Source organism: Acidimicrobiales bacterium (genome assembly GCA_036270875.1).
Lineage (GTDB): Bacteria > Actinomycetota > Acidimicrobiia > Acidimicrobiales > AC-9 > AC-9.
The window spans coordinates 1-24,395 of sequence record DATBBR010000037.1 but is presented as its reverse complement, the minus strand read 5'-3'; the positions used below and the strand labels follow the sequence as shown (position 1 = coordinate 24,395).

The 24,395-nt window shown below is 70.3% G+C and carries 25 protein-coding genes; 15 read left to right on the top strand and 10 right to left on the bottom strand.

Annotated features, from left to right (window positions below; all coding sequences use genetic code 11):
• The coding region (locus tag VH112_04375; protein ID HEX4539459.1) for an FAD-dependent oxidoreductase at positions 1–877 on the top strand (877 nt) is incomplete at its 5' end.
• A complete protein-coding gene (locus tag VH112_04370; protein HEX4539458.1) occupies positions 874–2,706 on the top strand; it encodes a glycoside hydrolase family 15 protein in 1,833 nt (610 codons plus the stop codon). The genes VH112_04375 and VH112_04370, both read left to right, overlap by 4 nt.
• Positions 2,707–2,726: 20 nt before the next feature.
• Here the strand turns inward: VH112_04370 and VH112_04365 are convergent, their stop codons facing one another.
• Positions 2,727–3,638, bottom strand: a complete 912-nt coding sequence (locus VH112_04365; GenBank protein HEX4539457.1) for an aldose 1-epimerase family protein — start codon at positions 3,636–3,638, stop codon at positions 2,727–2,729.
• 137 nt (positions 3,639–3,775) lie between these two features.
• Here VH112_04365 and VH112_04360 point away from each other — a divergent pair, with 137 nt between their 5' ends.
• Genes VH112_04360 through VH112_04345 form a run of 4 tightly spaced genes read left to right on the top strand, consistent with a single transcriptional unit; the run spans position 3,776 to position 7,823 of the window.
• Positions 3,776–4,507 (top strand): PIG-L deacetylase family protein, encoded by a 732-nt coding sequence (locus VH112_04360; protein HEX4539456.1) that lies wholly within the window; start codon positions 3,776–3,778, stop codon positions 4,505–4,507.
• Positions 4,508–4,530: 23 nt separating this feature from the next.
• Positions 4,531–6,207 carry a cystathionine beta-synthase gene (locus tag VH112_04355; GenBank protein ID HEX4539455.1) on the top strand — a complete coding sequence of 559 codons (1,677 nt, stop codon included), beginning with the start codon at positions 4,531–4,533 and terminating at the stop codon, positions 6,205–6,207.
• On the top strand, positions 6,204–7,355 hold the full coding sequence (locus tag VH112_04350) for a cystathionine gamma-synthase (protein HEX4539454.1): 1,152 nt from the start codon (positions 6,204–6,206) through the stop codon (positions 7,353–7,355). Before VH112_04355 ends, VH112_04350 begins: the two co-directional genes overlap by 4 nt.
• Before the next feature lie 42 nt (positions 7,356–7,397).
• Positions 7,398–7,823 (top strand): organic hydroperoxide resistance protein, encoded by a 426-nt coding sequence (locus tag VH112_04345; protein HEX4539453.1) that lies wholly within the window; start codon positions 7,398–7,400, stop codon positions 7,821–7,823.
• Here VH112_04345 and VH112_04340 read toward each other — a convergent pair.
• From VH112_04340 to bioA, 3 genes are read right to left on the bottom strand one after another with little or no spacing between them, the layout of a single operon-like run.
• A complete protein-coding gene (locus VH112_04340) occupies positions 7,807–8,418 on the bottom strand; it encodes a dethiobiotin synthase (GenBank protein ID HEX4539452.1) in 612 nt (203 codons plus the stop codon). The genes VH112_04345 and VH112_04340 overlap by 17 nt on opposite strands.
• A 7-nt stretch (positions 8,419–8,425) precedes the next feature.
• Positions 8,426–9,547: an 8-amino-7-oxononanoate synthase gene (locus tag VH112_04335; GenBank protein HEX4539451.1), complete on the bottom strand. Its 1,122-nt coding sequence runs from the start codon at positions 9,545–9,547 to the stop codon at positions 8,426–8,428.
• Between the two features lie 5 nt (positions 9,548–9,552).
• Positions 9,553–10,848 (bottom strand): adenosylmethionine--8-amino-7-oxononanoate transaminase, encoded by a 1,296-nt coding sequence (gene bioA / locus VH112_04330; GenBank protein ID HEX4539450.1) that lies wholly within the window; start codon positions 10,846–10,848, stop codon positions 9,553–9,555.
• A 29-nt stretch (positions 10,849–10,877) separates the two neighbouring features.
• Between bioA and VH112_04325 the strand changes: the two genes are divergently transcribed.
• Positions 10,878–11,531 (top strand): polysaccharide deacetylase family protein, encoded by a 654-nt coding sequence (locus tag VH112_04325; protein ID HEX4539449.1) that lies wholly within the window; start codon positions 10,878–10,880, stop codon positions 11,529–11,531.
• A gap of 18 nt (positions 11,532–11,549) precedes the next feature.
• Here the strand turns inward: VH112_04325 and VH112_04320 are convergent, their stop codons facing one another.
• Positions 11,550–12,707, bottom strand: a complete 1,158-nt coding sequence (locus VH112_04320; GenBank protein HEX4539448.1) for a hypothetical protein — start codon at positions 12,705–12,707, stop codon at positions 11,550–11,552.
• Between the two features lie 151 nt (positions 12,708–12,858).
• Between VH112_04320 and VH112_04315 the strand changes: the two genes are divergently transcribed.
• A complete protein-coding gene (locus tag VH112_04315) occupies positions 12,859–13,779 on the top strand; it encodes a zinc-binding dehydrogenase (GenBank protein HEX4539447.1) in 921 nt (306 codons plus the stop codon).
• Positions 13,780–13,840: 61 nt separating this feature from the next.
• Here the strand turns inward: VH112_04315 and VH112_04310 are convergent, their stop codons facing one another.
• Positions 13,841–14,647 (bottom strand): family 1 encapsulin nanocompartment shell protein, encoded by an 807-nt coding sequence (locus tag VH112_04310; protein HEX4539446.1) that lies wholly within the window; start codon positions 14,645–14,647, stop codon positions 13,841–13,843.
• Complete coding sequence (locus VH112_04305) at positions 14,647–15,042, bottom strand: encapsulin-associated ferritin-like protein (protein ID HEX4539445.1); 396 nt, start codon at positions 15,040–15,042, stop codon at positions 14,647–14,649. The genes VH112_04310 and VH112_04305 overlap by 1 nt, the downstream gene beginning before the upstream one ends.
• 284 nt (positions 15,043–15,326) lie before the next feature.
• On the opposite strand from VH112_04305, the gene VH112_04300 reads away from it, so the two are divergent.
• The 4 genes from VH112_04300 (at position 15,327) to pstA (ending at position 18,711) form a co-directional block, all read left to right on the top strand.
• Positions 15,327–15,596 carry a hypothetical protein gene (locus VH112_04300; GenBank protein HEX4539444.1) on the top strand — a complete coding sequence of 90 codons (270 nt, stop codon included), beginning with the start codon at positions 15,327–15,329 and terminating at the stop codon, positions 15,594–15,596.
• Between the two features lie 52 nt (positions 15,597–15,648).
• Positions 15,649–16,782 (top strand): phosphate ABC transporter substrate-binding protein PstS, encoded by a 1,134-nt coding sequence (gene pstS, locus VH112_04295; protein HEX4539443.1) that lies wholly within the window; start codon positions 15,649–15,651, stop codon positions 16,780–16,782.
• Positions 16,783–16,855: 73 nt separating this feature from the next.
• Positions 16,856–17,830: a phosphate ABC transporter permease subunit PstC gene (gene pstC, locus VH112_04290; protein ID HEX4539442.1), complete on the top strand. Its 975-nt coding sequence runs from the start codon at positions 16,856–16,858 to the stop codon at positions 17,828–17,830.
• Between the two features lie 11 nt (positions 17,831–17,841).
• Positions 17,842–18,711, top strand: coding sequence for a phosphate ABC transporter permease PstA (gene pstA / locus VH112_04285; GenBank protein HEX4539441.1), 870 nt, complete (start codon positions 17,842–17,844; stop codon positions 18,709–18,711).
• Positions 18,712–18,734: 23 nt separating this feature from the next.
• On the opposite strand, the gene VH112_04280 is transcribed toward pstA, so the two are convergent.
• The gene (locus VH112_04280) at positions 18,735–20,534 is read right to left on the bottom strand and encodes an acyl-CoA dehydrogenase family protein (GenBank protein HEX4539440.1); all 1,800 of its coding nucleotides are present in this window, start codon (positions 20,532–20,534) and stop codon (positions 18,735–18,737) included.
• A gap of 70 nt (positions 20,535–20,604) precedes the next feature.
• Here VH112_04280 and VH112_04275 point away from each other — a divergent pair, with 70 nt between their 5' ends.
• Complete coding sequence (locus tag VH112_04275; GenBank protein ID HEX4539439.1) at positions 20,605–22,092, top strand: MFS transporter; 1,488 nt, start codon at positions 20,605–20,607, stop codon at positions 22,090–22,092.
• Positions 22,093–22,393: 301 nt separating this feature from the next.
• Positions 22,394–22,996, top strand: coding sequence for a hypothetical protein (locus VH112_04270; protein ID HEX4539438.1), 603 nt, complete (start codon positions 22,394–22,396; stop codon positions 22,994–22,996).
• A 24-nt stretch (positions 22,997–23,020) separates the two neighbouring features.
• Here VH112_04270 and VH112_04265 read toward each other — a convergent pair whose 3' ends face one another.
• Both VH112_04265 and VH112_04260 read right to left on the bottom strand, forming a co-directional pair.
• Positions 23,021–23,437, bottom strand: coding sequence for an EthD domain-containing protein (locus VH112_04265; GenBank protein HEX4539437.1), 417 nt, complete (start codon positions 23,435–23,437; stop codon positions 23,021–23,023).
• Between the two features lie 8 nt (positions 23,438–23,445).
• A complete protein-coding gene (locus tag VH112_04260) occupies positions 23,446–23,937 on the bottom strand; it encodes a hypothetical protein (protein HEX4539436.1) in 492 nt (163 codons plus the stop codon).
• A 218-nt stretch (positions 23,938–24,155) separates the two neighbouring features.
• Between VH112_04260 and VH112_04255 the strand changes: the two genes are divergently transcribed.
• Positions 24,156–24,395, top strand: a 240-nt coding sequence (locus VH112_04255; protein ID HEX4539435.1) for a hypothetical protein, incomplete at its 3' end; no start/stop codon positions are given.

Genomic DNA, 24,395 nt, shown 5'->3' with positions numbered 1-24,395 from the left:
CGTGGAGATGGCGCAGGCCTGGCGTCGTCTCGGCAGCGCTGAGGTGACGGTCGTCGAGGCCGCCGATCGCCTGGTCCCCAACGAGGAGCCCTTCGCCGGGGAAGAGCTGGCCGCGGCCTTCGCGGGCGAGGGCATCAACGTCATCACCGGTACGAAGATGGTCGCTGCCCACCGGGAGGCGGACGACGCGCCGGTGACGGCGACGCTGGAGGACGATCGCGCCGTCACGGCCGACGAGATCCTCGTGGCGGTGGGCCGCCGCCCGAACACGGCCGACCTCGGCCTCGACACCGTGGGTCTCGAACCGGGCCGGCCCGTGCCCGTCGATGACACGCTCTGCGCCCCGGCCGTCCGAGACGCCTGGCTCTACGCAATCGGCGATGTCAACGGGCGGGCGCTCTTCACCCACATGGGCAAGTACCACGCCCGCATCGCCGTGGACGCGATCCTCGGGCACGACGTATCAGCCGAGGCCGACCACAAGGCCATTCCCCGGGTGACCTTCACCGATCCTCAGGTTGCCTCGGTCGGCTTGACGGATGCGCAAGCGCGCGGCCAGGGGCTCGAGGTGCGCGCCGTCCGGATCGGGCTGCAGAGCACAGCCGCCAGCGCCATCGCGGGGGAGGGCGTCGTCGGGACGGCCCAGCTCGTGATCGACGGGTCCCGTCAGGTGATCGTGGGCGCGACGTTCACTGGTCCCGATATCGACGGCATTCTCCATTCGGCCACGATCGCCATCGTCGGCGAAGTCCCCATTGACCGGCTTCAGCATGCCGTCGCCGCCTTTCCAACTCTGAGCGAGGTGTGGCTGGAGCTCTACCTGGCCTACCTCGCGGCGAGACGCTCGAGCGCGTCTGACAGCGCAGAAGCGTCGTGAGCTCGACCCCCATCGCAGACCACGCCCTGCTGTCCGATTGCAACTCCTCGGCGCTCGTGAGCCGGGAGGGCTCGGTCGAATGGCTGTGCTTTCCGAGGTTCGACAGCCCTTCGGTCTTCGCTCGTATCCTCGACGACGAAGCCGGGCACTGGTCCATCCGTCCCGTCGGCGACTTCCAGGCCACCCGTCGCTACCTCGACAAGACGATGGTCCTCGAGACCACGTTCGCCACGCCCGCCGGCTCGGTCACCCTCGTCGACGCGCTGGCCCTGGGTGCCGACGAGCGGGGCCACGACATCGGTCGGGGTGCGCCGAGCCTGCTGCTGCGCCGGGTCGAAGGGGTATCCGGTCAAGTGGAGCTCGAGATGGAGTACGTGCCGTGCACCGAGTACGGGCTCATCCCTCCGCTCCTCATGCGGGTCGAGGGCGGCATCGGCGGGCGGGGCGGATCCGACCTCACCATGCTCTCGACCCCTGTCGATCTGGAGATCGACTCCGGCGCAGCGTTCGGGCGTTTCATCGTGTCGGCGGGCGAGGGAGCTGCCTTCGGTCTGCACTATCGCCAGCCGGGCTGGGGGGAGCCGAGCGTATGGCCCCAGCAGGAGCTGGCGCAGCGGCTGAACGACACCCTGGCCGCCTGGCGGTCGTGGTCGGACTTGCACCAGAGCTACGACGGGCCCTGGGGGGAGCTCGTGCACCAGAGTGGGCGGGTTCTCCAGGCCCTCACGTTCTATCCGACCGGCGCCGTCGTGGCCGCGCCGACCACCTCGTTGCCTGAAGCCGTGGGGGGCAATCGCAACTGGGACTACCGCTTCTCGTGGGTCCGCGACGCCTCGCTGACGATGGACGCACTCTGGGTGGCGGCCTGTCCGGACGAGGCAGCCAGGTTCTTCACCTATCTGAGCACGGCGGCGGCCACGTCCCTGGGGCGAGGTCGCGACCTTCAGATCATGTTCGGGGTACGGGGCGAGCGCGACCTGTCGGAGCGGGAGCTTCCCCATCTCAGCGGCTGGCGGGGGAGCTCCCCCGTCCGGGTCGGGAACGGAGCCTGGACCCAGCGCCAGGTCGACGTCTACGGCGAGATGCTCGCCGCCGTCGACCGTCTCCGCCATCAGATCGGCCAGCTCGATGCTGGGACCCGGGACTTCCTCGTCGCCGTCGCCGACACCGCCGCCGACCGGTGGACCCAGAAGGACCAGGGCATCTGGGAGATACGGGGTCCGGAGCAGGACTTCCTCTACTCCAAGGTCATGTGCTGGGTCGCCCTGGACCGGGCCATCGCCTTGGCCGGGGCGCTGGGCGCCGAGGACCGGGTCGACGGCTGGCGTCGGACCAGGGACGAGATCCACGAAAGCGTGCTCCGCAAGGGCTGGAGCGACAAGGCTGGCGCCTTCACCCAGTACTTCGGCTCCGACGATCTGGACGCGTCGAACCTGATGATGCCGATTGCGGGCTTCCTCCCTGCCGACGACCCTCGGATGCTGTCGACCATCGACGCCATCGACCAGCGTCTCACCGACAAGCAGGGCCTGGTCTATCGCTACGACACCCACGGCGGGGTCGACGGTCTGGAGGGCAAGGAGGGCGCGTTCGTGATGTGCACCTTCTGGCTGGCCCAGGCTCTCGCACTGGCCGACCGAGCGGAGCGGGCGCGTGAGGTGTTCGAGCGCGCGATCAGGTATGTGAACGACGTGGGCCTGCTCGCCGAGGAGGTCGACCCGGACACGGGCGAGCTGCTCGGCAACTTCCCCCAGGCCTTCAGCCACATCGGACTGATCAACGCGGCGTGGGCCATCTCCGAGGCCGAGGCCCGGGCTACGGCGGGTTGAGCGCGCCGTACCCGTGGTTGTCAGCCGGGGGTCACCCCCCAGACGGCGGTGCTCCGCCGACCAGGTTCCAGGACCAGCAGACCGAGCCCGCTGCGGAAAGCGTCGGGCGCACAGGTCATGGGCTCGATGGCCACGCCTCGACGCATCCGGGCGGGGGCGAGGGTGTCCCCGCTGAAAATCATGACGAAGCCGAAGGGCGCGTCCATCCACACCGTGATCGTGGGTGAGCCGTCAGGGTGGGCGACGGCGACGCGCACCAACCCGTCCGCGTCTCGTTCGAGGTCCGTGTAACAGGTGTCCAGCACGGTGGTACCGATCGGGCGGGGCTGCCGGTAGTCCCGCTCCGTGCCCGCCACCGCCAGGCTCCGACCAGTCGGAAGTCCGCGGGCGTCTGCTTCGAGGACGGAGGTAGCCGGCACGCGCAGCACGGCTGCGTTGACCAGGTCGGTGTGCACCGTGAAGTAGGGATGCTGGCCGAGCCCGTACGGAAGGGGCTCTGATCCGAGGTTCGTAGCCGCGACGGCGACGACAAGGCCCGTGCCGGACAGCGTGTAGGTGACCTCGAGGCCCAGCGTGAACGGGTAGCCGACCTGGGGGTGCAGCACGTGGGTGGCGATGACGTGGTCGGGGCCGCGCTGGTCGAGCTTCCAGTTTGCCCACCGGACGAGCCCGTGGATCGCGTTGCCCCGCTCGGGCTCGGACAGCGGCGTCTGGTGATCCGTCCCGCCGAAGTGGTATCGCCCGTCACCGATTCGGTTGGGCCAGGGGATGAGGAGCTGGCCCCGCCCCCCGCTGCACATCTCGTGCTCGGCATAGCCGTCGAGCACGTCGATGCCGTCCACCGCGTAGGTGCGAAGACCGGCGCCCACCTCGGTGACCACGGCGCGCTGTGCGCCGCTCGCCAGCTCGACCTGTCGCCCCGAAGGCTGCACGCGTGGCCCCTTTCGTGGTCGGCCGCTCCCGCTCCCCGGGTGTTCTAGCTCAAACCCCTCGCGCACCACCGCCACGAGCACTTGTGGGCTCGGCACCATGGCGGGGGAAACGCCGCCTCTTGGTAGCCTTCAAGCCCATGCCTGATGGACAGGGTGCGGACGGCTGGTCAAACCACACGGTGCTTGTGATCGGCGCCCATCCCGACGACATCGACTTCGGTGCGTCGGGGACGCTGGCCACCTGGACCGACGCCGGCGCCCGGGTGGTCTACTGCATCGTGACCGACGGCGATGCCGGAGGCTTCGACCCGGCGGTGGCGCGGGAGGCGATCGTTGGGATACGGCGGGCCGAGCAGGAGGCGGCCGCCAAGGTCGTCGGGGTCGACGAGGTCGGGTTCCTGGGCTATCCGGACGGCCGCCTGGTCGCCAGCCTGGACCTACGGAGGGACCTGGCCCGGGTGATCCGCCGCGTCCGCCCGCAGCGGGTGATGGCACCGAGCCCCGAGCGCAACTGGCGGCGCATCCAGGCCAGCCATCCCGACCACCTGGCGACCGGGGAGGCGGCGCTCAATGCCGTGTACCCCGACGCCCGCAACCCCTTCGCCTTTCCCGAGCTGCTCGAGGAGGGGCTCGAGCCGCACGTGGCCAGCGAGGTCTGGCTCATGGCCAGCCCCAGGGCAGAGCACGTCGTCGACATCACCGACAGCATCGACCGCAAGGTGGCGGCGCTCCGGTGCCACGTCAGCCAGCTTCCTGATCCGGACGCCCTCGAGGAACGGGTCAGAGAGTGGACGGCGACGATCGCCCAGGAGGGCGGCCTGCCGCCGGGTCGAGCGGCGGAGACGTTCCAGATCGTCCAGACCGCTTGACGTCACGGCCGTAGGCTGACGTCGTGGACGCGCTGGTCGTCGTCGGACCCGCTCCCGCCCCGACGCGGCTTGCGGCTCGGGCCCGCCATCGCGTCCACGTTGACACCGCACCCCTGTCGCCTCAGGCGGTAGCCGATCTTCGGGCCCGGATCCCACGCGACGTGGGAGTGCTCGGCCCAGCCGACGGTGCTGGCGCGGCGTCGGCGGCGGCGCAGCTGCACCAGGCGGGTCTGCCGGTGACCCTCTATACCGACGCCGCTCCACCACCTGGTTCGATGGGCGTCCGCGTGCTGCCGCTGACGGACCCGGGCCCGCCCCTGGAGGCCGTCGACTCGCTGCTCGATCTGATCGGTGACACCCCGCTGGTGCGCCTGGACCGGGTGGCGAGAGACCTGTCTTGCCACCTCCTGGCCAAGCTGGAGCTCCTCAACCCGGGCGGCAGCGTCAAGGATCGGCCCGCCGTCCACATGATCGACGCCGCCGAGCGGGCCGGCCTGCTGCAAGAGGGTGGCACCATCGTCGAGCCCACCTCGGGCAACACAGGAGTCGGTCTCGCGGTGGTCGCCGCCCGCAGGCGGTACCGGTGCGTGTTCGTCATGCCCGACAAGATCGCGTCCGAGAAGATCGATCTGCTGCGCGCCTACGGGGCGGAGGTCGTCGTGTGCCCGACGACGGTTGCGCCCGACCACCCCGACTCCTACTACTCGGTGTCCGACCGGCTGGTCGGAGAGATCCCCGGCGCCTTCAAGCCCGACCAGTACGGCAATCCCGCCAACCCGGCGGCCCACGAGGCCACCACGGGCCCTGAGATCTGGAGGCAGACGGCGGGCCGGGTGACCCACTTCGTAGCCGGCATCGGCACCGGCGGCACCATCACCGGGGTCGGCCGTTTCCTCAAGTCCCAGAACCCGGCGGTACAAATCGTCGGCGCCGATCCGGAGGGATCGGTGTACTCGGGCGGAGGCGGACGGCCGTACCTGGTGGAGGGCATCGGCGAGGACTTCTGGCCGTCGACGTACGACCGCGACGTGGTCGACCGCGTCGTGACGGTCAGCGACCGCGACTCGTTCCTCACCGCCCGCATGGTGACGAGGGACGAGGGCATCCTCGTGGGCGGCTCGACGGGGACCGCGGTGCGTGCGGCGATGGAGGTAGGTCAGCCCCTCGGTCCCGACGCCGTGGTGGTCGTGGTCGTCCCCGATTCGGGCCGGGGCTACCTGACGAAGTTGTACAACGACGCCTGGATGGCGGACTTCGGCTTCCTGCTCACGAGCGGCCAGACCACCGCCGGGGTGTTGGCCGGCAAGCGAAGGGACCTGCCTCCCCTCGTGCACGTCCACCCTGACGAGCCCGTGCGGCAGGTCATCGCCGTGCTACGGGAGTACGAGGTGTCCCAGCTGCCGGTGCTCAAGGCCGAGCCGCCGCTGGCGGTGGCCGAGGTGGTGGGCTCGGTCGAGGACCGGGACCTCCTCGAGCGGGCCTTCCAGGACCCGTCGATCCTCGACCGACCGGTCGGCGCGGTGATGGGCCCGCCCCTGCCGACAGTGGGCGTGGGAGAGCCGATCGAGCTGGCCGTCCGGCGCACCGAGGGGAGGGGGGCGGTCGTGGTTCTGGACGCTGGTCACCCCGTCGGCATCGTTACGCGGTCCGATCTTCTCGACTTCCTCGTCGGACGCCCGACGGGCCGGCCGAACGGGTGAGCCGGCGCGGCCAGCCGGGCTTCGAGACCCGTGCCATCCACGCGGGACAAGAGCCCGACCCGGCGACGGGAGCAGTGGTGCCCCCCATCCACGTGGCGTCGACGTTTCGCCAAGAGGCCGTCGGCGAGCACCACGGCTACGAGTACTCCCGCTCGGGCAACCCCACGCGTGCGGCGTTGGAGCGGCAGGTGGCCGATCTGGAGGGAGCGGCATTCGGGTACGCCTTCGCCAGCGGCATGGCGGCCGAGGACGCGGTGCTGCGCGCCGTGCTCGGTCCGGGCGACCACCTGATCCTGCCGATCGACGCCTACGGCGGCACCTACCGGCTCGTGGACCGGGTGCACGCGCCTGCGGGCCTGACCTTCAGCGCCGTCGATCTCTCGGACCCGGTCGCGCTCGACGGGGGGTGGCGGCCCGCCACCCGCGTGGTCTGGGTGGAGACGCCCAGCAACCCTCTGCTGTCGATCGTGGACATCGCGGCCCTCGCCGCTGTTGCCCACGAGCGGGACGCGCTGGTCGTCGTCGACAACACCTTCGCCACGCCATACCTCCAGCGACCCCTCGCCCTGAGCGCCGACATCGTCGTCCACTCGTCGACCAAGTACCTCGGGGGCCACTCCGACGTGACGGGAGGGTTCGTCGCCCTGGACGATCCCCTCCACGCCGAGCGGGTCGCCTTTCTGCAGAATGCCGTCGGAGCCGTGCCCGGTCCCCTCGACTGCTTTCTGGTCCAACGGGGCGTCAAGACGCTCGCCGTGCGCATGGACCGCCATTGCGCCAACGCCGAGGCGGTCGCCGGCTTCCTCTCGGAGCACCCGAAGGTGGCCGCCGTCCACTACCCCGGCCTGCCGACCCACCCGGGTCACGACGTGGCGGCGCGCCAGATGGTGGGTTTCGGGGGGATGGTGTCGTTCCGCCACGCTGGTGGCGAGGCGGCCGCCCTCGCTGCAGTGGCACGTACCCACGTGTTCGCCCTCGCCGAGTCGCTGGGTGCGGTGGAGTCGCTGATCGAGCAGCCGGCCCGCATGACCCACTCCTCGGTGAGCGAGTCGGCTCTGGCCGTCGATCCCAGCCTGATCCGGCTGTCGGTGGGCATCGAGACCATCGACGACCTGCTGGACGATCTGGACCAGGCCCTAGCCGGGTGACGGAACATCTGATGCCGTGTCCCGGTTGCCCAACTCATGACGATGACACTGTCGAAGGATCTCTACACGGCTCACGCCACCGCAACCGGAGGGCGTGAGGGCCATTCCGCCAGTGACGACGGCGTGCTCGACGTCGACCTGGCCGTTCCGAAGGAGATGGGCGGACCGGGCGGCGCGACCAATCCCGAGCAGCTCTTCGCTGCGGGCTACGCGGCGTGCTTCCAGAGCGCGCTGGGTACGGTGGGACGCCGCCAGAAGGTGGACACCTCACAGTCCCGCGTGAGAACCGAGGTCACCCTCGGCGTGGCGCCCGAGGGAGCGTTCGGGCTGAGGGTGGGCATCCACGTCTCGATCCCGGGGGTCGGCGCCGAGACGGCGCAGCAGCTGACCGAGGCCGCCCACCAGGTCTGCCCGTACTCGAACGCCACGCGCGGGAACGTCGAGGTGGCGCTCAGCGCCGACGGCTGAGGCGGCGCGCGAGACCAGACACGCTCGTCTCCACCGAGAGACCGTCGCGCTCCAACCAGTGCTTGTTCAGTCGGTGGAGGTCGTTCGCAGGATCGAAGCGGTTGAGGTGGACGACCAGATCAGGGTGATCGACCGAACCGGCCGACAGCCGCACGAGGTTGAGGGCGCCCAGACCGGCGTCGGCCACCAGCGCGACGATGTCGGGCCGGAGGGCCGCAGCCAGGCGGACGGCGTCACCGTCGCCCGCCATCGGAGATCGCACACCGCCCACCCCTTCGACGAAGCCGACCTCGATGCCCTCGGGCCAGCTGAGCTCTCCGATCAGGTCCGAAATCGTGAACGCCGCGCGCCCGAGCACCTCGACCGCCATCGGTGGCGCCATGGCCAGCCCGTACCAGCGGTCCGGTGGACACACCGCCTCGGGGAGCTCGCCTGACGCGTCGCCCAGCACCTCGGCGTCGGTCCGCTCACCGGGCTCGAACGACTGCACCGGCTTGCGCACCGCGACCCGTCGCCCGTCTTGGCGCAGCTGCTCGATCAGCCTCGCCGTCACCCAGGTCTTGCCCACCTCGGTCCCCGTACCGAGCACGAGCACGACCCGCTCAGGACGGGACAAGGCTGAGCAGACCGAGCTCGTGCAGGACGCCGAGGAGCTTCTCCACCTGACCCGTGGTGTGGGCGGCGGACATCGTCACCCGCAGGCGTGACGATCCGGCCGCGACGGTGGGTGGTCTGATCGCAGGCACCAGCAGCCCGCGCTCGAGCAGGGCCCCGGCGGCCTCCACGGCGTGCGCCTCCTCGCCCACGATGACCGGGACGATCGGGGAGGTGTGGCCCGGCTTGACGGTCTCGACGTGGGCGCGTAGGCGAGCATGCAGCGCGGCGCCCTCGGGAGAGCGCATCACGCCGAGCGCCGCCAGTGCCGCGGCGGCGTCGGCCGGGCTCAGGGCGGTGGTGAAGATGAAGGGTCGGGCCCGGTTGACCAGCAGCTCGACCCAACGACGGGAACCGCTGACGAATCCCCCGAGCGAGCCCAGCGTCTTGGACAGTGTTCCCACCCGGAGCAGCTCGACCTCCTCGTCGAGCCCCCCGGCGTCGGGTCCGAGAACGGCGTGGGCCTCGTCGAGGACGAGGAGCGCCCGCCGGCGGGCACAGAGACGAGCGAGGCCCTCGAGGTCCGCGGCGTCGCCGTCCATGGAGAAGACCGAGTCCGAGACCACGATGACCCGGTCCTCGGTGGCCGCCATGAGGGCGGCCAGGTGGTCGAGGTCCCGGTGGCGGAAGATGCGCGTCTCGGCCCGCGCCAGGCGGCAGCCGTCGACGATGGAGGCGTGGTTGAGGGCGTCCGAGCAGATCGTCGCTCCCTGCCCGCCGAGGGCGGCCAGCAGGCCGAGGTTGGCGGCGTACCCCGTCGGGAAGGCGAGCGCCGCCTCGGTCGCCTTCCACTCGGCGAGGGCGGACTCGAGCTCTCGGTGGATGGGACGGGAGCCCACGATCAGCCGGGAGGCACCGGCGCCCGCGCCCCAGCGATCGAGGGCGTCGCGGGCGGCGGCGACGACCGCCGGATGGCTGGCCAGGCCCAGATAGTCGTTGGAGGCGAAGGAGACGACCGCCTGATCCTCGTCGACCAGGCGCCCGCAGGGGCCTGCCGCATCGAGGGTTTGCAGCTCCCGCCATTGCCCGGCTTCGCCGATCTCGGCGAGGGCGCGGTCGCGCCACTGCACCCAGGTCACCTTTTCGTGCAGACTTCCTCCACGGCGGCGGCCACGGTCGTGACGATGCGGTCGATCTCGGCCGGGGTGACCGTGAGTGGGGGCATGATCACCACCACGTCGCCCAGCGGGCGGATGAGGACACCCCGGCGCACGCAGGCGGCCGATACGCGCCGACCCCAACGAAGCCCTTCGGTCGGGGGGGCGAGCTCGAGGCCGCCCATGAGCCCGCGCAGTCGGAGCTCGGCGACGCCCGGGTGACGCCCGACGGCGCGCTCCAAGCCGTCTCGCAGCTGCTCCGAGCGGCTGCGTACGTTGGCAAAGACGATCCCATCCGCGAGCAGCTGCAGATGGCGGTGGGCCACGGCGGCGGCCAGCGCGTTCCCGCCGTACGAGTGGCCGTGGTAGAGGGTGCGAGCGGAGAGGTCGGGCCCGAGGAACGCCTCGTAGACCCGATCGTTCGCCACCGTGGCCGACATTGCCAGGTAGCCGCCGGTGATTCCCTTTCCCAGACAGAGCAGATCAGGCGAGATCCCGCACTGCTCGCTGGCGAAGAGGGTCCCGGTGCGACCGAACCCGGTCGCCACCTCGTCACAGACGAGGAGCACGTCGTTCGCCCCGCACGTCTCGGCCAGGCGGGCGAACGACGCGGGCGGGGCCAGCAGCATGCCCGCCGCCCCCTGCACGAGGGGCTCCACGACGACGGCGGCCAGATCGTCCCGGTGCTCGCGCACCATCCGGCACGCGGCATCGAGAGCGGGGTCCTCGGCGAACGACGGGGCTCGCAGCACGGGGAACCGCAGCGGATCGAACACATCGGTGCCGAACCCGCCCCCGCCGAGCGACAGCGATCCCACGGTGTCGCCGTGGTAGGCCTCGCCGAAGGCCAGATAGCTCGTCCTCGGTCGTCCCTCGTTGGCCCAGAACTGAAAGGCGATCTTGAGCGCCTGCTCGACAGCGCTGGCCCCGTCGGACGCGAACAGGAAGTGCGGGCGGCTGACCGGGACGAGAGGTGCGAGGGCCTCGGCCAGCTCGATGACCACCCGGTTGCCGTTGCCGAGCATGGTCAAATGGGCGACCCGGTCGAGCTGATCGACGACCGCCTGGTCGAGCTCGGGGACGCCGTGGCCGAGCGTCGTCACCCACAGCGACGACACCGCGTCCAGGTAGCGGCGCCCATCGGGGTCGATGAGCTCGCGGTCCTCGGCTCGGTCTACGATCACCGGCTCGTCGTCGGCGTAGCTGGACATCTGGGTGAACCCGTGCCACACCACTTCGGCGTCCCGCTTGATCCAGGCCTCGGCTGAGTCCATGCCGGGGCACGCTAGTGTCCGCGGCGCGTATGCCTCGTCTGACCCTCACGTTCGACAACGGGCCTCACCCCGAGACGACCGAGGCGGTGCTGCGGGTGCTCGACGAGCGGCAGGTGCGGGCTACCTTCTTCGTGGTCGGCGACGAGCTGGCCCGTCCCGGCGGCCGGGCCAGCGCCGAGCGGGCCCGGGCGTCGGGCCACTGGATCGGCAACCACTCGATGACCCACCGCGTCCCACTCGGCGAGGGGGGCCAGGTCGAAGAGGAGATCGGGGCCGCCCAGGAGCTGCTCGGCGACCTGAGCCACCCGGACCGGCTGTTCCGGCCCTTCGGCGGGGGCGGCCACCTCGGGCCCCACCTGCTCAGCCCGACCGCGCTCGACTACCTCGTGCAGCACCGGTACACGCTGGCGCTGTGGAACTGCGTGCCCCGCGACTGGGAGGACCCGACCGGCTGGGCCGAACGGGCCCGGCAGGACGTCGCCAACCAGGAGTGGACGGTCCTCGTCCTCCACGACCTGCCGACGGGAGCCATGGAACACCTGGGCGGGTTCATCGACGGCGAGCTGGCTGCCGGCGTCGAGATCGTCCAGGAGCTGCCCGAGGAGTGCCTGCCCATCCGGCGGGGCGTGACCCGGGCGCCGGTCGACCGTCTCGTCGCGCCGGGTGTCTCGCCGGACGCCTAGGCCGGCGGCCCGGCGCGGTCACGCGTCCTCGGTGCTCGCGAGCGGCTCGCTCGGCCGGGGGTAGAGGTGGTCGTCGGGGATGATCGACCCGTCAGGCGAGCGATGCGGAGGCCGACGGGGCGGGACGACGGCCCCGGGGAGGTGCTTCCGGCCACCGGACCAGGGCGCAGGAGGAGCGACGACGCGGTCGGCCATCCGGTAGGCGAGGTTTTCGTAGTTGACCCGCCAGCCCCGGAAGTGCGGCCACGCCTCCTCGGCCCCGCGCTCGATCGGGAAGTTCTTCGCCACGAGCAGCTCGACGGCGGCCGAGAACTCCTCGAAGGTAAGGTCGAGGGGCGCTTCCGGGAGAGGATCGCGATCGAACTTCCAGTGGAGCGAGCTGGCGATCCGCCGAAACGCGCTGAACCCCATGCGGAGGCACAGCCGGGCCTGTGACGGTGCCGAGGTCGGGCACAGGGCGAGGTGCATGGCGGCCGCGTCCAGGACGGCCAGCAGTGAGAGGACCCAGGAATACCAGGCCTGCGGCGAGCGAAAGAGCAGGAGCACGGGATAGGTCGTGTGGCTCTCGCTCACCTCCGCCGCCCACTGCTCCCAGTCGTCGTAGAGCTCGGTCAGGGCGTCGATGATGCCCACCAGCTGGTGCCGTATGAGGACCTCCGGGCCCCACGCCGGAGTCCCCGCCCGGCTCTCCATGAGGGCCACCAGGGACTCGCGACGGTTGAAGGCGCTGTAGATGGCGGGCAGGTAGGCGATCTGCAGCGCGATGGTGATGGCTGCGGTGCCGGCCACCAGCCCGATCAGGGTGTCGTTGGTCGGACCGTTGACGTGGACGGTCCCGATCGAGAAGAGGGAGAGCCCAGCCTCTCGGAGCCCGAGCGTCAGGCTTCCTGACCAGTGCCACAGCATGAAGCCGTACCCGATGACGAAGAGACCGAGGAATGTGATCAGCTGCGCGAGTAGGGCGACGGGCCCCGTCGGGGCGAGGATTGCGTCCTTCCGCTCGTAATCGCTCGTAACCCGGGACATCGCGATGAAACCGAGCCGTACCGCACGGTTCACGACGAGTGACAGCCGTTGGCCGGCAGAGCGAGGGAGAACGAGGGCGATGACCACGCTCGCCGCCGTCACTCCCACGATGAGGATCCCGATGGCGAAGCCCGTCCACTCCACGGTCACGGTCGGCTCGATGCGCTCATAGCTCGCCCTTCGGCGTGGCCTGGACCACGGTCGGCGACGTCACCGGTCGACGTAGTCTGACCGATCCCGCCCGGCCGCGCCGGGTATCGGCCGATGCTGGGACGATGGTGCCGGACGCGGGAGGTGCGAGATGAGAGCGCTGGTCGCGGTGCCGGGGGCGCCCGGGGGAGCCGAGCTGCGGGAGGTGGCCGAGCCGGAGCTGGCCCCCGGACACGTCCTCGTTCGGGTGGAGGCGGTGTCGCTCAACCGTGGCGAGGTGCGGGCCCTGGCGACGGCCCCCGAAGGATGGCGTCCCGGGTGGGACCTCGCCGGGGTCGTCGAGCGATCCGGCGCTGACCCGACGGCACCACCGGAGGGAGCCCGCGTCGTGGGCGTTGTCGGGGAGGGCGCCTGGGCCGAGCTGGTCGCTGTTCCGATCCGCCATCTGGCTCCCATTCCTGACGAGGTGCGAGCCGCGGCCGCTTCCACGCTCCCGGTCGCCGGATTGACGGCGTACCGGACGTTGCTCATCGGTGGCGCCAGTCCCGATCGGCCGGTCCTGGTGACCGGGGCGGCAGGAGGGGTCGGCCATTTCGCCGTGCAGTTGGCCGCCCACGATGGAGCGGACGTGACCGCGGTGGTCGGCCACCCAGGGCGCGGCGAGAAGCTGCGTCAGCTCGGCGCCTCGACCGTCTCGGTCGGGATGCCGGCGTGGGGCGAGTACCACACGATCCTCGAGTCGGTCGGAGGCCGGTCGCTGGCCGCGGCCCTGGGCCTGAGCTCGCACTACGGCGTCGTGATCAGCTACGGCAACTCGTCGGGCGAGACGACCACGTTCGACGCCCGCACCGTGTACCGGCGGTCCGGACGGCTCCACGGCTTCTACGTCTTTGCCGAGATCGAGCGCTTGGGCGGCGCCACCGCCGACCTCATGATGCTCGCCGAGCTGGTGGCCGACGGTCGCCTGGAGGCCGAGGTGTCCCTCGAGGCGGACTGGAGGGAGGCGCCTGCCGCCTTCGCGGCGCTGATGGATCGTCGAGTGGAGGGAAAGGCCGTCCTCCACGTCGGTTGACCGGCATCCGACCGGGGGGCCCCTTGGTCGGGCCCGGTCGCTGGCGGCCTGAACCCGGTCGTCAGCTCGGGTACTGAAGGGCGAGCGCAGCGGCGGGCTCGTTCACGGCGAAGCTCAGGGTCTCCTCGAAGTAGAGGTGCACCGCCGAGTCGGTGTGGTCGAGGTAGCCGATGGAGAGGTCCTGGCCGCAGCCGAGCACGTAGTCGCCGCCCCGCAGGCTGACGACGACGGCACCGTCCACCGCGGGCGCCCACATGATCGGGCCCCCGAGGATGAAGCGGATGTGCTCGAGCACCGGGTACCCGCCGTGCTCGGTCGTCTCGATGACCCCCGTGTAGCAACGAGGCCCGAGTGCAATGCCGTACGGGCCACCGACTCCGATCGTCCGGAGGGTCGCGACCGCCTGGGCGACCGTGCGCGGGTACACGTTGTAGTCGTCGTTGATCGGGAGAGGGGAGTGGGGGGTGGCCTCTGTCAAGCCTACGATCCCACCCGCGCGGTGGCCGTGGAACACAGCTCGGTCCTCGGCCATGGCGGCACGCCGAGCGGCCTCGATGAGGTTGGAGAGATCGGGGTCGGTCGCGCCCCGGTCGACGGCGTCGAGCTCGTCGCGCGCCAGGGTGAACGGCGTCCGCAGCTCGAGGAGAGGCTGGACCAGCCGACGACGGAGCTCGACACCCTCCGGCGCCGAGGTCACGGGCTCGGTGCGCCCGAGGTTGCTTGCGGAGTGGTCCCACCCCATAGGGCCCCGGAAGTCGACCAACGGCCGGGCGGCGAGGAAGTGGCGGAGCGTCCGGGTCGCCTCGTCGTCGATTGCGGCCCACCCGCCGTCGGTAATGGGGGCCTGTTGCCGGCGGAGATGGTCCATCACAGGCCGTCCTTGTCTCGAAGGCCTCCCAGCCCGAGCGACGAACCCCCGGTGGAGGTGCCGCCGCCCCCGTCGCCCGGACCGGCGTCACCCGACTCGGCTGTGACCGGGCTCTCGGTGATGGGCCCGTCGGTGAACAGGTAGAGCCGCAGCTGCTCGTCGAGCTCCGGATCGTGGCGCCGAAGCCACTCGAGGTTCATCGCCGCGTGCTCCTTCTCATCGTCGCGATTGTGACGGAGCACCTCGCGCAGGTCGTCGTCCTCGCTGGCGTCGGCCCGCTGGTCGTACCAGTCGATGGCCTCCAGCTCCTCCTTGAGCGACACGTTCGCCCGATGTCGCTCGATGGTGGCGGGTCGGAGCCTCGACTCGGGCTCGTGCAGACCCTCGCTCCCCATCGCCGCTCCCTTCCCTCGGTTTGGCGCTCCGTCTGGCGCACGGTCTGGGGCCGCCTGCCGGTTCGACCCAGGCAACCGGCCACCATAGCCGCGCCGTCGCCGACCCCCACGGCCCGACAGGCCGGCTCGGAGCCAGGCGCGTGGCGGTGGGCCCCGGTCAGGGAAGTCGCCGAACGTTCAACCAGGAATCGCCGTCCCGTAACACCGTGGCAAAGGCCCGGTTACCTGGACCTGTCAAAGTTGCCTGGGTTTCTTGCGCCCGCGGAGTCACCGGGGGGAGAAGGATGAGCTCCAAGTCGGTTCGCGGCTCGTCGGTCCTTCCGGTGGGCACGTCCATCGAGGTGCGCTGTCACCTCAACTGCCCCTGGTCGGCCGGCTTCGAGGTTGAGGAGCCGGTGCTCGCGGACGACGAGGTCGGCTACCGGATTCGACGGGCCGACTCCAGCCGGGCGCTCCCGGCGGTCTTCGGGGCTGACTACGTCCGGAGGCTGGGCCGGCGCAGGCCGGATGTGGCCCTGCCTGGGCCGCGAGAGTTGGAGCGGTCTTCAACTTGAGTTAACCCAGGGTCCATCTTCGTGTCACCGGTCCGCTCTACGTTGCTGTTTCGTGACTTACAACCTGATCGCTCAGCCCAACCGGCGCGCTCGCAACCGGATCGGTCGGCGCTCCGCCCTCGGCGCCGCCGCCATCGCAGTGGCGCTCACGGCCGCAGCCTGCGGCAGCTCCAGCACGACCTCGAGCAGCACGACGACGACGGGCAGCAGCAACGCCAAGGTGAACTGCGCATCCGGCACCATCACCGGTGCGGGGTCGACGTTCGTCAACACGATCGCCCTGCAGTGGATCAAGGACTACCAGTCGAAGTGCCCGGGCTCCACGATCAACTACCAGAGCGTTGGGTCCGGTGCCGGGGTTCAGCAGTTCACGGCCGGCACGGTGAACTTCGGGGCCAGTGACGTCCCGTTCGCGGCCAGCGAGCAGGCCGCCGCCAACGCCAAGTACCCCGGCGGGGCACAGCAGATCATCTGGGCCGCCGGCCCGATCGCCATCGAGTACCACGTCTCGGGGTTGAGCAACCTCAAGCTCTCTGCGAGCACGCTGGCCAGCATCTTCGCCGGCAAGGTGAAGACGTGGAACGATCCCACGATCGCCGCTGACAACCCCGGGGCGAATCTTCCCTCCGAGGGGATCCAGGTCGTCCACCGCTCGGACGGGTCGGGGACCACGGCGGCCTTTACCGGCTACCTCACGGCCACCTCCCCGACCGTCTGGACCTTTGGCGCCGCCAAGGACGTCCCCTGGCCCACTGGCCAGGGCGCCAAGGGATCGGATGGCGTGACCGCGGTCGTGACCCAGACCGAGGGCGCCATCGGCTACGCCGAGCTCTCCTACGCAAAGGGCGGCCAGGTCTCGACGGCCAGCGTCAAGAACGCGTCGGGGCAGTTCGTCCAGGCGTCGTCGGCGGGGGCCACCGCAGCCCTGTCCAGCGCCACCGTCAATCCCGACGGGACGGCGAAGCTCAACTTCCAGGCGCCCGGCAGCACCGCCTATCCTCTCTCGACGTTCACCTACGTCCTCGTGCCGACCAAGTCCTCCAACCCGGCTGTGGGCACGCTGCTCAAGGACTTCGTCCTGTACGCCATCGGCCCAGGCCAGGCTTCGGCCACCAAGCTCTTCTATGCACCGCTACCCCCCAACGTGGTCAGCCAGAGCCAGACAGAGGCGGCCGGCATCAGCTGACCGTTGCCGAGGTGGTGCTCGCCAGGGTGACACGCCCGTGTCACCCTGGCGCTGCGCCGTCAAGGGGTGAACGATGAGCGTTCTCGATCCGGAGATCCCGGTCCACGAACGGTTCCAAGAGGGAGGAACCGGGCGAGGAGACAGGTGGGCTCGGATCGTCGTCGGGGCGGGCGGGATGTTCGTCCTGGCCCTCATCGTCGCCATCCTCGTCTTCCTGATCGTCGAGGCCCGGCCGGCGTTCACGACCGCGGGGTGGAGTTTCTTCACCACCAAGGTCTGGTTCCCCGATTCCAGTCCCCCGGTGTTCGGGGTGGCGGCGCTGGTCTACGGCACGCTGGTCTCCAGCCTGATCGGCGTGGTGATCGCCGTGGTGGTGGCCCTCAGCTCGGCGCTGTTCATCACCGAGGTCGCTCCGTCCCGGGTAGGTCGGCCCCTCGGCTACGTGATCGACCTGCTGGCCGCAGTCCCAAGCGTGGTCTTCGGGCTGTGGGGCCTGGTGTACGTCGTGCCCAAGCTGATCCCGGTGGAGAAGTGGCTCAACACCGTCTTCGGCTGGATCCCTCTGTTCTCGAATCCGGGCCAGCTGTACGGGCGCTCGATCTTCGCCGCTGGTGTGATCCTGGCCATCATGGTGCTGCCGATCGTGGCTGCCGTTTCCCGGGAAGTCTTCCGCCAGACCCCGATTGCCCACAAGGAAGCGGCCGTGGCCCTCGGCGCCACCCGGTGGGAGACCATTCGCATGGCGGTCCTTCCCTACTCACGCAGCGGAGTGGTGGGAGCGATCATCCTGGGTCTGGGCCGCGCCCTCGGAGAGACCATCGCCGTGGCCCTGGTGCTGGCGCCGAGCTTCGTCGTCAACATCCACATCCTCCAGCCCGGGAACAACACCATTGCCGCCAACATCGCCACGAAGTTCGGCGAGTCGGGTTCGCTCGGGCGCCAGGCGCTGATCGCCTCGGGCCTGGTGCTGTTCGCCATCACGCTGCTGGTCAACGTCGGCGCGCGGCTCTTCGTCCGGGCTGGGGCCGAGGCTCGGGGCGGCGGGTAGGCGCGATGTCGATGGAAACGAGCACCCTCGCCAACCCCAGACGCCGCCGGGTGTGGGTGAACCGGGTGGCGATGGCGGGTCTGGCGCTCGGCGCCGTGATCGCCCTGATACCCCTGGTCGGTGTGCTCGCGTACACGGTCGGGAAGGGTTTGAGCTCAATCAACGGGGACTTTCTCACCACCACGATGCGCGGCGTCGGGCCCCTGGACACCACTGGCGGCATCTACCACTCCATCGTGGGCACGATCGAGCAGGTGCTGATCGCCAGCGCCATCGCGGTGCCGCTCGGGATCATCGCCGCCGTCTACGTCGTCGAGTACGGCCACGGGCGGCTGGCCGGCGCCGTGCGCTTCCTGATCGACGTGATGACCGGCATTCCCTCGATCGTCGCCGGGCTGTTCATCTTCGCTTTCTGGGTGCTCGCCCTCCATCGGGGCTTCTCCGGGTTCGCGGCGGGCATGGCGCTGGCTGTGCTCATGCTGCCGGTGGTCGCCCGGGCCTCGGAGGAGATGCTCAAGCTCGTGCCCGACGAGCTCCGGGAGGCGAGCTACGCCCTCGGCGTTCCCAAGTGGCGGACCGTCCTGTCTGTCGTGCTGCCGGTGGCATCTGCCGGGATCACCACCGGGGTCGTGCTGGCGGTCGCCCGGGTGACCGGCGAGACGGCGCCCCTGCTTCTCACGGCCTTCGGGTTCGACTCGGTCAACTACAACCCGTTCAGCGGCCCGCAGTCGGCGCTGCCCCTGTTCGTCTACCAGCAGGCGACCTCGGCCTTCAAGGTCGCGGTCGATCGTGCGTGGGGTGCGGCCCTCGTCCTTATCCTCTTCGTCGTGGTGCTGTCGGTGATCGCCCGCCTGCTGACCAGACGCAACCGGCTGGTGTAGGCGGCGCGCGGGTGGTCAGCGGCTCAGGCCACGGCCGCCTTGGTGGCTGACGCCTCGTCCACCGTCGCGAAGGAAAGGATCTCGCGCCCCGCCTCGGCTGCGATCCGGTCACCCCAGACATCCTCCGGCGCCAGATGGCGGCGGGCGAACCGAAGGGCGACCAGGGCCTTGCGGATGTCGTAGCCATCACCTGACCGGCCTCCCGGGCCGGCCGCCTCCTCAGACATTGCTCCGCTGCCCGCCACCGCCTGCTCGAGGAGCAGGGCGGCCGCCGCCGTGCGGGCCAGCAGCCACGACAGACGACCCGACCGGGCCTCGGCCTGATCGGGCTCCAGCGTCCCGACCTCGTCGGCCCGAGCGGCCAGGCGCCGGTTCGCCGCCCCCACCAGCTCGCCGACCTCGCCGAGCAGGCCGGACCCACCCCGCACACGGTCGAGCACCCCGTCGACGCGCGTGAGGACCGCCTCGTGGGCCGCGTCCTGGCGCATGGCTCGCAGCACGTCGAGGCTGCAGATGTGCTCTGTCCCCTCCCAGATCGGGTGGCACTGGGCGTCACGAAGCTGGCGGGTCAGGCCCCAGTCCTCGCAGTAGCCGTTGCCGCCATGGAGCTCGACCGCGGCGCTGGCTGCGTCCACCCCTAGGCGGGTGACGGCGACCTTGGTGGCCGGAATGAGGATCCGACGGAGGCGGGCGGCGTCCTGCTGGCGGGGAGCAGCAGCGCATTCCATGGCCAGGGCCACCCCCGCCTCGACCTCCACGGCCAGGTCGACCAGCTGCTCCCGGACGAGCGGCAGGTCCACCAGCAGCCGTCCCTTGGCCGACCGATGGTGGCACCAGACGGCCGACTCGAGGAACGAGCGACGAGCGATCCCGAGGCCCATGAGGGCGACACCGAAGCGCGATCCGTTGACCATCTCCATCATGCGGTTGAGGCCCCCGGCGTCGGAGGCTCCTGCCTCACCGGAGCCGCGCCGTGGTCGCAGCGCGTAGGCGAGGGCGTCCCGAAATTCGACCTCACCGGTCGGAACGCTCCGCGTGCCCAGCTTGGGCTTGAGCCGTCGCATCACGATGCGGTTGCGCGTGCCGTCGTCGAGCTCCCGCGGTACCAGATAGAGACCGAGGCCCCGCGAGCCGTCGGGTGCACCCTCGGGCCGGGCCAGCATGACGATGGCCGCGCCGTCGATGTTGGAGCAGAACCACTTCTCCCCGTTGATGAGCACCCTGCCGTCGCCCAGCTCGCGAGCGGTGCAGTGCACGGTGTGGCCGAGGTCGGATCCGCCGTCGCGCTCGGTGAGGAACATCGAGCCGTCCGCACCCTCCTCGATGTCTCCCGCCCGGAGCCGGGGGAGGAGGGCGTCGACGACCTCGGGCGGGGCGTAGGCCTCGACGAGACCAGCGACGCCGCTGGTCATGCCGATGCTGCACACCAGCCCGGTGTCGGCCTGTGACACCAGGTAGCCGGCCGCCATGCGGACCGCTCCCGGCACGGGGCGGCCACGAGCAGCCTCGTCGGCGGCGAAACCCCCGGCGTAGCCCACGTCCCACAGGGCCCGCTTCGACTCGAGCATGGCGGGGTGATGAATGACGCGGTCGATCTCCTGGGCCCACCGGTCGTAGCGGACCAGCTCAGGAGGATGGGCGTCGATCGTCTCGGCGTTGGGGCCTATCACGGTGCCGACGAGCCGTCCCAGCTCACCGAGCTTGGCCTCGGACCAGGCCAGGTCGTCCGGTGGGCAGTGTCGTCGCACCTGGGCCTGTAGCTCGGGGTCCAGGGCGTACCAGTCCTGGCCTTGGGTGGACTCCAGGGACGCGTAGTCGATCACGACTGCTCAGTATGGCAAAGGTCGTGTCGCTACCGGAATAAGTTGGTCCCATGCACGATTGGTACCCTCTATGAACGAGCCCGCCCCTTCGGCGGACCTGCACGGCCGACAGTGGGTTGTGCTCTCCCTCGCCTGTCTGGCCCAGTTCATGGTCCTCCTGGACGTCTCGATCGTGAACGTGGCGCTGCCCGCCATGCGATCCAGCCTGGGGTTCAGCCAGACGGGCCTGCAGTGGGTGGTGAACGCCTACACCCTCACGTTCGCCGGGTTCCTGCTCCTCGGTGGACGGGCCGCCGACCTGTACGGGCGCCGGCGGGTCTTCATCCTCGGTCTGGCGCTCTTCTCCCTGGCCAGCCTCGCTGGGGGGCTCGCCCAGGACCAGAGCATGCTGATCGGAGCGCGCGCCGTTCAGGGCCTCGGTGGCGCCGTGCTCTCGCCCGCGACGCTCACCATTCTGACCACGACCTTCCGAGAGGGCCCGGCGCGCTCGCGCGCCCTCGGCATCTGGAGCGCTGTGGCCGCCGCCGGTGGCGCGACGGGCGCCCTGCTGGGCGGTGTGCTCACCGACTACCTCTCGTGGCGGTGGATCTTCTTCGTCAACGTGCCCATCGGCATCCTCGCCATCGTGGCGGCGCGGGCGGTGCTGGTCGAGACAAGGGTCGAGACGGAGCGCCGAAGCCTCGACGTGGCCGGTGCGCTCACCGTGACCGGAGGGCTCGTCGCGCTCGTCTACGCCATCGTGCGCACCGACGTGTACGCCTGGACGTCACTGCGAACCCTCATGACCGTTGCCGTCGCGGTCGGCCTCCTCGGCCTGTTCGTTCTCATCGAGGCCCGCATCGCCAGCGCCCCGCTGATGCCCCTCGGGGTGTTCCGCTCGCGCTCGCTGTCGGGTGCGAACGTGGTCATGCTGTGCCTCGGCGGAGCCATGTTCGCGATGTGGTTCTTCCTGTCGCTGTACATGCAGAACGTGCTCGGCTTCAGCCCCCTCGCCGCAGGGTTGGGCTTCGTGCCCCAGACGGCCGCCATCGCCGTGGGCGCCGGCATCAGCTCACGGCTCTTGCCGCGCGTGGGCGCTCGCTCGCTGCTCGTCGTCGGCCCGCTCATCTCGGCATCGGGGCTGGCGTGGCTCTCGCAGTTGTCGGCCACGGGGACCTACCTGGTCGACATCCTGGGTCCCGGCGTCCTCATCGCCCTCGGTCTCGGATTGTCGTTCATGCCCGTCACCTTCGCAGCCACCGTCGGAGTGCCGCGCCGCGATGCCGGGCTGGCCTCGGGACTGGTCAACACGACCCGACAGGTCGGAGGATCCATCGGCCTCGCCGCGCTGGCCACCGTCGCTGCTGGTCACACCCGCTCCCTCCTGGCGGGCACCACCCACAGCCGCTCGGACGTCGCCGCGGCGACGGCGGCCGGCTTCGGCCGAGCATTCGTCGTGGCGTCGGTCGTGGCCATCGCCGCCGCCGCGGCCGCCCTGATCCTTCCGTCGATCCGGCAGCCGGAGCCGCAGCCGGTCGCGCCGGAGGGAGGTCAGCGAGCGAGCACGGTCACGGGATAGCCGCCGACGAGGAACATGCGCATCATCGCGTGGAAGGCCATGTTCGGCTCGAGCCGTTCATTCTTTCGCTGCATTTTCCCGGTAGGCAGCGATGGCGTCACTGGTGGCGAGGCGAGAAGACAGCGGAGACGCTGGCGTCGTGGGTGGTTTCACCGACATTGCGACTCTGCTAATACGCGGTAAACTCCGCGCAAAACGCGACTTGCATTCTGCGGTCGTCCAAGCAGATACGAGAGCGCACATGACACCCCGATCAAACTCAAATCGCTCGACGACGACGACGCGCAACGCTCGGCGACCGATGAGCAACCAGCACAAGAAGGCACTGGCCCTGGGTCGCGAGCAGGGTCGTGCCATCCGGCGCTATCTCGATGCCCTCGCGAGGCAGAGGCCTCGGCGGGGGCGCCGTCGCACGGTCGAGAGCGCCAATCGGCAGCTGCGAGAGACCGTCGACCAACTCGCAACCGCCAGGTCCCTGGCCCGAGTCGAGTTGTTGCAACGGAGGATCGACCTCGAATCCGAGATCACCTCGTTGGGCCAGGACGGCGGCACCGACCTGTCGGAGCTCGAGGCGGGCTTCGTGGCTGCGGCCAAGGACTACAGCGAGCGCAAGGGGATCACGATCCAGGCATGGCTGCAGGGCGGCGTGCCGAGATCGGTGCTGCGACAGGCCGGCTTGACGACTGCTCGCCGCGGCGCGGCGAAGCGTCCGGCCCCGAGCAGGGCGCGCGCCGGCTCAAAGGCGCGCGGCCCGGCTGCCGCCCGCACCGGGGCCGCGTCCAAGACCCGTCGTCCTGCCGCCCGCAAGTCGACCGCCGCCCGCCGGCGCTCGACGGCCAAGGTCAGCCGGACGACGGCATCTCGTGGAGGCCGCTCGACGGCGGCCAAGCGAGCCAGCCGCTAACCGGCCGATCGCGTTGGGCTGTTCTCAGCCCTCGGACCATCCGGCACCCGGCAGCGCTTCGCCGCCGAGCGCAGCGACGGTATGGCCGGGGCGGTAGATCTGCGGTGAGCCGGTCTCGTCCTTGAAGACGATCTCTTCGGTGATGTAATGGCGCCCGCCGCGCCCGCAGAAGCGCGCGACATCCTCCGCGATCACGCGACGCCCGTCCTCGGAGTCGAACAGCCCCGATCGGAAGTCCTCCACGGTGTCGAAGTACAGCTCCGCCACGGCGTCGAAGTCGCCGGGATTGTCGGTCCCGGGCATGATCGGCGCGCTCGAGTACTTCCGCAGCCTGGGGTGGTGACGAAGCGCCAATGGCACGTGGTGCTCGAGGAGGTGGCGCACGAACTCGTCGTGGGTGATGTCCTCCGCCCGCTTGACGAGGAAGACGACCTTGATCACGACGACGCTCAGGGCCGCGTCGTGGTCGTGGACCCGGACGGGGACCCGCTCAGGTCGATGTTGCACGTCTTCTTGGTGTAGTCGAGAAATTTCTGCCCGGCCGCTTGCACCTGGGTTTGCTGTCCCCTGATTGCGCTGTTGACCGCGTTGCTCACAGCGGTCTGGTTGCTGGGACTGTTCGACCCCAGCGCCGAGAGCACGCGGTTGTAGAACGCGCTGAGTGTCTGCACGGACGAGTGGACCTCGCTCGGAGCGACAGCAGCCAGCTTGTCGAAGGTGGCGAAGAGGCTCTTCAGCCCGTCGGGACTCGTGGGATTCGCGGCCACCGCTTGTTCGGCCTGCTGGACCTGGCGAGCCTGGTTGCAGTAGGCGGTCGGGTTGGCCTGTCCGCTCGCCACCGAGCCCGTGGCCGTCCCGCCACTGCTGCCGCCGCCTCCCCCACAGGCGGCGGCGGTCAGGCCAACTGTCGCGACGCAGCACAGTGCCGCTGCAGGTCTCATGGGATCCTTCCCGGGCGACCACCGCCTGGCGGTTCCAGCCCAGGCGGGCATGGTACCGGCGACGCCGACATGGGTGCGAGGACCCCGCCGGCGGCGAGTGGGCTCGGCGAGGCCGGTCTGGCCATCCAGGTCGACGTTGTCGTTCGGCGCGGGCTGGACCCCGGCTTTCCGTGTAATCTCGTAATCACAGTAAGACGAACGAGGAGACGAGGAAGCACGTGAGAGACGACGACACACGAGGTGGCCGGCGAGGCGGCGGGAGCCGGAGCCGACGAGAGCCGGGCCATCCCCACGACCACGGACCGCCCTGGCGGGGCCACCGGGGGCGCAGGGGGCGACGGGAGAATGTCACCCCGCTGTCAGTAGAAGAGGCCCGCGGCTGGCTCTCCGGCCGTTTGCCCGACGACTGGTTCACGGGTGCGCCAGAGGTGAGCGTCGACCGTGACGAGATCGTCGTC

What these genes read in the sequence shown, in the direction of transcription:
- VH112_04360 (HEX4539456.1), top strand. Translation starts at nt 3,776, where the DNA reads ATGCCTGATGGACAGGGTGCGGACGGCTGGTCAAACCACACGGTGCTT.
- VH112_04345 (HEX4539453.1), top strand. Translation starts at nt 7,398, where the DNA reads ATGACACTGTCGAAGGATCTCTACACGGCTCACGCCACCGCAACCGGA.
- bioA (HEX4539450.1), bottom strand. Translation starts at nt 10,848, where the DNA reads ATGGACTCAGCCGAGGCCTGGATCAAGCGGGACGCCGAAGTGGTGTGG.
- VH112_04325 (HEX4539449.1), top strand. Translation starts at nt 10,878, where the DNA reads ATGCCTCGTCTGACCCTCACGTTCGACAACGGGCCTCACCCCGAGACG.
- VH112_04315 (HEX4539447.1), top strand. Translation starts at nt 12,859, where the DNA reads ATGAGAGCGCTGGTCGCGGTGCCGGGGGCGCCCGGGGGAGCCGAGCTG.
- VH112_04310 (HEX4539446.1), bottom strand. Translation starts at nt 14,647, where the DNA reads ATGGACCATCTCCGCCGGCAACAGGCCCCCATTACCGACGGCGGGTGG.
- VH112_04305 (HEX4539445.1), bottom strand. Translation starts at nt 15,042, where the DNA reads ATGGGGAGCGAGGGTCTGCACGAGCCCGAGTCGAGGCTCCGACCCGCC.
- VH112_04300 (HEX4539444.1), top strand. Translation starts at nt 15,327, where the DNA reads ATGAGCTCCAAGTCGGTTCGCGGCTCGTCGGTCCTTCCGGTGGGCACG.
- pstC (HEX4539442.1), top strand. Translation starts at nt 16,856, where the DNA reads ATGAGCGTTCTCGATCCGGAGATCCCGGTCCACGAACGGTTCCAAGAG.
- pstA (HEX4539441.1), top strand. Translation starts at nt 17,842, where the DNA reads ATGGAAACGAGCACCCTCGCCAACCCCAGACGCCGCCGGGTGTGGGTG.
- VH112_04275 (HEX4539439.1), top strand. Translation starts at nt 20,605, where the DNA reads ATGAACGAGCCCGCCCCTTCGGCGGACCTGCACGGCCGACAGTGGGTT.
- VH112_04270 (HEX4539438.1), top strand. Translation starts at nt 22,394, where the DNA reads ATGAGCAACCAGCACAAGAAGGCACTGGCCCTGGGTCGCGAGCAGGGT.
- VH112_04260 (HEX4539436.1), bottom strand. Translation starts at nt 23,937, where the DNA reads ATGAGACCTGCAGCGGCACTGTGCTGCGTCGCGACAGTTGGCCTGACC.